The organism is Ruegeria intermedia (assembly GCF_900129345.1).
In the GTDB taxonomy this organism is placed as follows: domain Bacteria; phylum Pseudomonadota; class Alphaproteobacteria; order Rhodobacterales; family Rhodobacteraceae; genus Ruegeria; species Ruegeria intermedia.
In genome coordinates this window covers 1-4,381 of the sequence record NZ_FQVK01000061.1, presented here as the reverse complement: position 1 = coordinate 4,381, position 4,381 = coordinate 1, and the positions used below count along the sequence as shown (strand labels likewise).

Genomic DNA, 4,381 nt, shown 5'->3' with positions numbered 1-4,381 from the left:
AATGGTTAACGGTACCATCCTTCTGTGGAGTCCGGTAAAGACCACGGCAACCGCCCACCGTAATGCACGGCCTTCCCGCAAGCCGCCAACGGCGAAATGCCCGGCTTCAAACCATTTTTCGCAAATCACCCGGACTGCACCCTCATCCCTCTTGCCCTTCCCCGTACATCTCTCCCCTGGTCCACGCATCGAGGATGCGTCGGATCATCTCCGGTCGGGTAGGTATGTCTTCCTCGCGCCTGCGGGCGTCGTCGAGCAGGGTTATGAAGTCGCTGTGAAGCCGGACCATGACGGGCTGGGTATCGGCTTTCGGGCGCCCGCGAGATTTCGTGATATCATATTAAGCACGTGGACGACGGAGCGGCAACTCCATCGCCCACGCTGACCACAACGATCCTCAGGAGATCCTCATGGCTGACACGCCCCTTAGCACGCCGCGCCCTGCGGCTGAACCGCTGACTGCGCTCATTTCTTCGGACAAGCTCGCTTTTCGCGCCGCGCTCGACCAGCTTTTCGTCGCCCTGCGCGCCGACTGGTTGGTGTACCAGACCCGCGCCGATTTGAACTCGGACAAGGGCATGGAGCTGGGCGACACCGCCGCCAGCGCCTGGTCGCTGGCAAGTGCCGGGCTGCGGGCTGTGCGGGATATGCGCGCCGCCCATCCCGACCTGCGGGCCGCCGCCGGGCAGATGCTGCCCGCGGTGGACGATGGCACGCCCGGCCAGTCCGACCTGATCCGGCTCTCCAGTGCGCTTTTTGCGCTGGCCCGGGCGCATAAGGCAGCCGCCCCTGATCTCCATGCGCTTTTGCTGGAGGCGCAGGCCCTGGTCGAGGCCTGGCGTGGCAATCTGGCCCTGATGGGTCTGCCCCGCGCCGCCTGAGCTTTCCCGACCGGCCCGCACCTCTCCCCCTGTCCGGGTTTCCCGGACAGGCCCTGCCGGCCTGTCTTCATCCCTTTCTTTTCCTCTCCACCCGCCCGCAGGCTTTGCGGGCCCCGGGTGGACTCTGTCCGGAGTTTTTTCCATGCCCACCAGCACCACCCTGTATCCTTTCCCCATCGATGGAGCGTTTCATCCCGTTTTCCTCGGCCCTGTCAAAGCCCAGTGGACCGCCGCCGCCGAGCGCAAGGGATTTGCCCTGATCGGCCGCGCCGTCGATCGCCTGCATGTCGTCCTCGGCTGCCATGCCTGCGGCCAGCCCACGCTCAAGCGCATCAACGTGGTGCGCGACCATGCGCCCGAGTGCCCGCATTGCATCGCCGCCCGCCGCGCAAAGGCCGCGCGGAAGATGGGCGCCCGGCTGATCGCGCCGGACCCGCAAGGCGATCGGCATTACGGGGTCTATGAATTCGCCTGCGGTCACACTGGCCGCCGCCAGCATCACCGGGTCGAACGGGCCGCCGCCGGCGGGCACGGGCTGAGTTGCGAGACCTGCACCGAAGAACGTCACGCCGCCGAGGCCGAGGCGCAGGATTGGCAGCTGATCGGCCGGGCGCGTCGGCGTCACCCCGGCTTTCGCCGCTATGCGCATGCCTGCGGGCACCGGCAGGACGTGGCGGTGGCCAACATGCGCAACGGTGACGTCGATTGCGCGGGCTGCGGCGAGAGCTGGTCGTCGAAGCCCAGTCAGATCTATCTCCTGTCCTTCACCCTGCCCGACCTGCCGGTGATCAAGCTGGGGTTCAGCTCGAACCCCGCCTCCCGGCTGCGCCAGGTGCAGCGGGATCCCGGACAGACGAAGGGCAAGCTGCTGCGCGCCGTGTCGATGGAGTCCGGACATCGCGCCATCTGTATCGAGAAGGGGCTGCACGCGCATATCAAGGCGCATCGCCCGGACCTGATCGTGCCGCCCGACCTGTTCCGGGGTCCGATCTGGACGACCTCCGAGATCTATCACCATCACGCCCGGTCCTACATCCAGGCGCTGCTGGAGGCGGTCGCGGCGGGCTGGGACCCCAGCGCCTCCGGGTCTCCGGACAACGCCGCCGCCTGATCCGATCCGGGGCCGCCAATCGGCGGCCCCCCCTCTCCACCCTGTCCGGAGTTCTCCTGATGCCCCAGACCCCACGCCCCGCGCCCGCCGGCGCGCTGTCTCCGCATGCCCTGTCACTCCTGCGCCCGCTGCTGCGCCGCATCGCGCTGTGGCATCGCGACCTGACCGCCGATCTCCAATCGGCCACCGACCCTGATGACGACGTGTCCGACACCGGCCCGGCCCGCCCGGACATGCGGTCCCTGCCGCCGCACCTGCGCATGGATGAGCCCTACGGCGCCACGCCGGCGGTGCACGGGATGCCTGCCCGCGACATCGCCCGTGCGATCGCCGAGGGCCGCGACCCCTGGGCCGAGGCGGACGGCACCGGCCAGACCAACCGCCTGTCCGATCCTCCGATCGACGCGATGGTGGCCGCCGCCCGTTTTGCCGCGCTGATCGACAGCGCCGAGGACGTGGCCGCCGTCACCCGCGACCGGGCGCTGACGCTGATCCTTGCCCCCAGGCACGAGGATCGCCGCCTGATGTGGCCCCAGATGGATTCGATCCTGGACTGGCTGGCGGAACTCGACGCTCCCGGCGGGATCCGCTGGCGCGGTATCGACACGCCGATCCCGAGCACGACCGACCGGGACCGCGCGTCCAGGCGGGGTGTCGACGGACGCAATGCCGTCGCCTCATCCGTCCGCCAAGGGCGCAAAGCCATCTGCTTCCTCCCGGACATCGGTTCGATGTCCGAGATCGAACTGGCCCTGTGTCGGCGCGTCTTCGCCCTGCCGCCCCTCTCGCCCGAGATCTGCATCGAGATCCTGCGCGCGACGCATTCCGCCACCGGTCGCGTCGCCGAGGACGCTCTGCGCGACCGACTGCCCGCCAACGGCGCGCTGGCCGCGCTGCCGCTGCCCGTCATCGAAGGGGCCTTCTGCGAAGCCACCACGCTGGCCGTTGCAGATGCCCTGGCCGACGCCGCGGCGCGGATGCGGCAGCCTGCGGGGATCACACTGACCGACGTGGTACTGAACGCCGAGGTGCAAGAGCCCATGGACCGGCTGGTCGCGGATGTCCGGGCCTGGATGTCCGGAGAGCTGGCCTGGGATCAGGTCAGCTCCTCGGTCCTGCTGTTCGGGCCGCCGGGCAATGGCAAGACGCTCTTGGCCGCGGCCATCGCCGGGTCGATCGGCGGGCCGCTGGTGGCCACCAGCTATTCGGACTGCCAGAAGCACGGCCACCAGGGCGACATGCTGCGCGCCCTGTCCGGGACCGTCGAGGCGGCGATCAAGGCGACCCCGTCGGTGTTCTTCCTCGACGAGCTCGATTCCTTCACCCACCGCAACGCGGCGCATCGCCGGTCGGATTACATCGTCGGCGTGGTGAACGGGTTGCTCGAGCATCTCTCGCGGCTCAACGACACGCCCGGCGTCGTCGTTCTGGGCGCGACCAATTTTGCGGACATGGTGGACCCTGCGGTGATCCGGCCCGGCCGCTTCGACCTGAGGCTCGAGATCACCGCCCCCGACCGCACGGCCCTTGTCCGGATTTTGCGCCTGGCCCTCGGCGGCGGAACGGATGACCTCGACCTCTCCCCGCTCGCAGATCAGTTGCTGGGCCTTTCCGGTGCGCAGGTCACGGCGCTTGTCCGGGACGCGCGCGGCTTGGCACGGGCCGAGGTTCACCCCCTGCAGCAGCGCCACCTGGACGCCGCCGCCCGCCGCATCGCGCCGCCACCGGATACGGACTTCCTGTGGCGCGCGGCAATCCACGAGGCTGGCCACATGGTCGTGGGTGCCACCTGCGGGCTGGGTCTGCCTGAGCGCGCCGTGCTCACCGCGGGCGGCGGCTCGGTCGAATACCCGCATCCCCGCATCGAGACGCGCCAGAGCGCGCAGGCCCGCCTGACCACCCTGCTGGCGGGCTACGCCGCCGAACGGCTGATGTTCGGCGAGGTCTCCAGCGGTGCCGGCAACGGCCCGGCCTCGGACCTCGCCCGCGCCACCGACCTCGCCCGTCGGATGCGCTTCGAATGGGGTATGGGTGATGTGCTGACCCACCTCCCGGCCAGCGGGGCCATCATCCGGCCCGGCGATGCCGTCGATCGGCCCGTGCAGGATGTCCTCGGCAAGTGTCTGGAGCAGGCAGAGGGCATTCTTCGGCAGAACCGGGAAAGGCTGGCCGCCGTCGCAGAGGCGTTGCTGACCGAGCGGGAGATGACGAAGGAGCGGTGCCGAGAGGTGGTGGAAGGATCGGATCTGTCGTCATTGGCTTGAAGTCCGGACTCCGGACAGTGACTCTTCCTGCCGCGGCTCTGCGGGGTCGGACAGTTCCGCCTCAGTTGCGGTGATCGTTCAACAAAAGCTTGGAGCCGGTTTCCCTTATTGAACGATCTCTCATA

At 68.8% G+C, this 4,381-nt stretch carries 3 protein-coding genes; all 3 read left to right on the top strand.

The window, feature by feature from the left end; genetic code table 11:
• The first annotated feature begins 410 nt into the window (after nucleotides 1-410).
• Complete coding sequence (locus tag F3H26_RS19080) at nucleotides 411-881, top strand: hypothetical protein (protein ID WP_149777549.1); 471 nt, start codon at nucleotides 411-413, stop codon at nucleotides 879-881.
• Between the two features lie 142 nt (nucleotides 882-1,023).
• Nucleotides 1,024-1,992, top strand: coding sequence for a hypothetical protein (locus tag F3H26_RS19075; RefSeq protein WP_149777548.1), 969 nt, complete (start codon nucleotides 1,024-1,026; stop codon nucleotides 1,990-1,992).
• Nucleotides 1,993-2,051: 59 nt separating this feature from the next.
• Entirely contained in the window at nucleotides 2,052-4,256 is a 2,205-nt protein-coding gene (locus tag F3H26_RS19070) for an AAA family ATPase (RefSeq protein WP_149777547.1), read from the top strand.
• Nucleotides 4,257-4,381 lie beyond the last annotated feature (125 nt).

What these genes read in the sequence shown, in the direction of transcription:
- F3H26_RS19080 (WP_149777549.1), top strand. Translation starts at nt 411, where the DNA reads ATGGCTGACACGCCCCTTAGCACGCCGCGCCCTGCGGCTGAACCGCTG.
- F3H26_RS19075 (WP_149777548.1), top strand. Translation starts at nt 1,024, where the DNA reads ATGCCCACCAGCACCACCCTGTATCCTTTCCCCATCGATGGAGCGTTT.
- F3H26_RS19070 (WP_149777547.1), top strand. Translation starts at nt 2,052, where the DNA reads ATGCCCCAGACCCCACGCCCCGCGCCCGCCGGCGCGCTGTCTCCGCAT.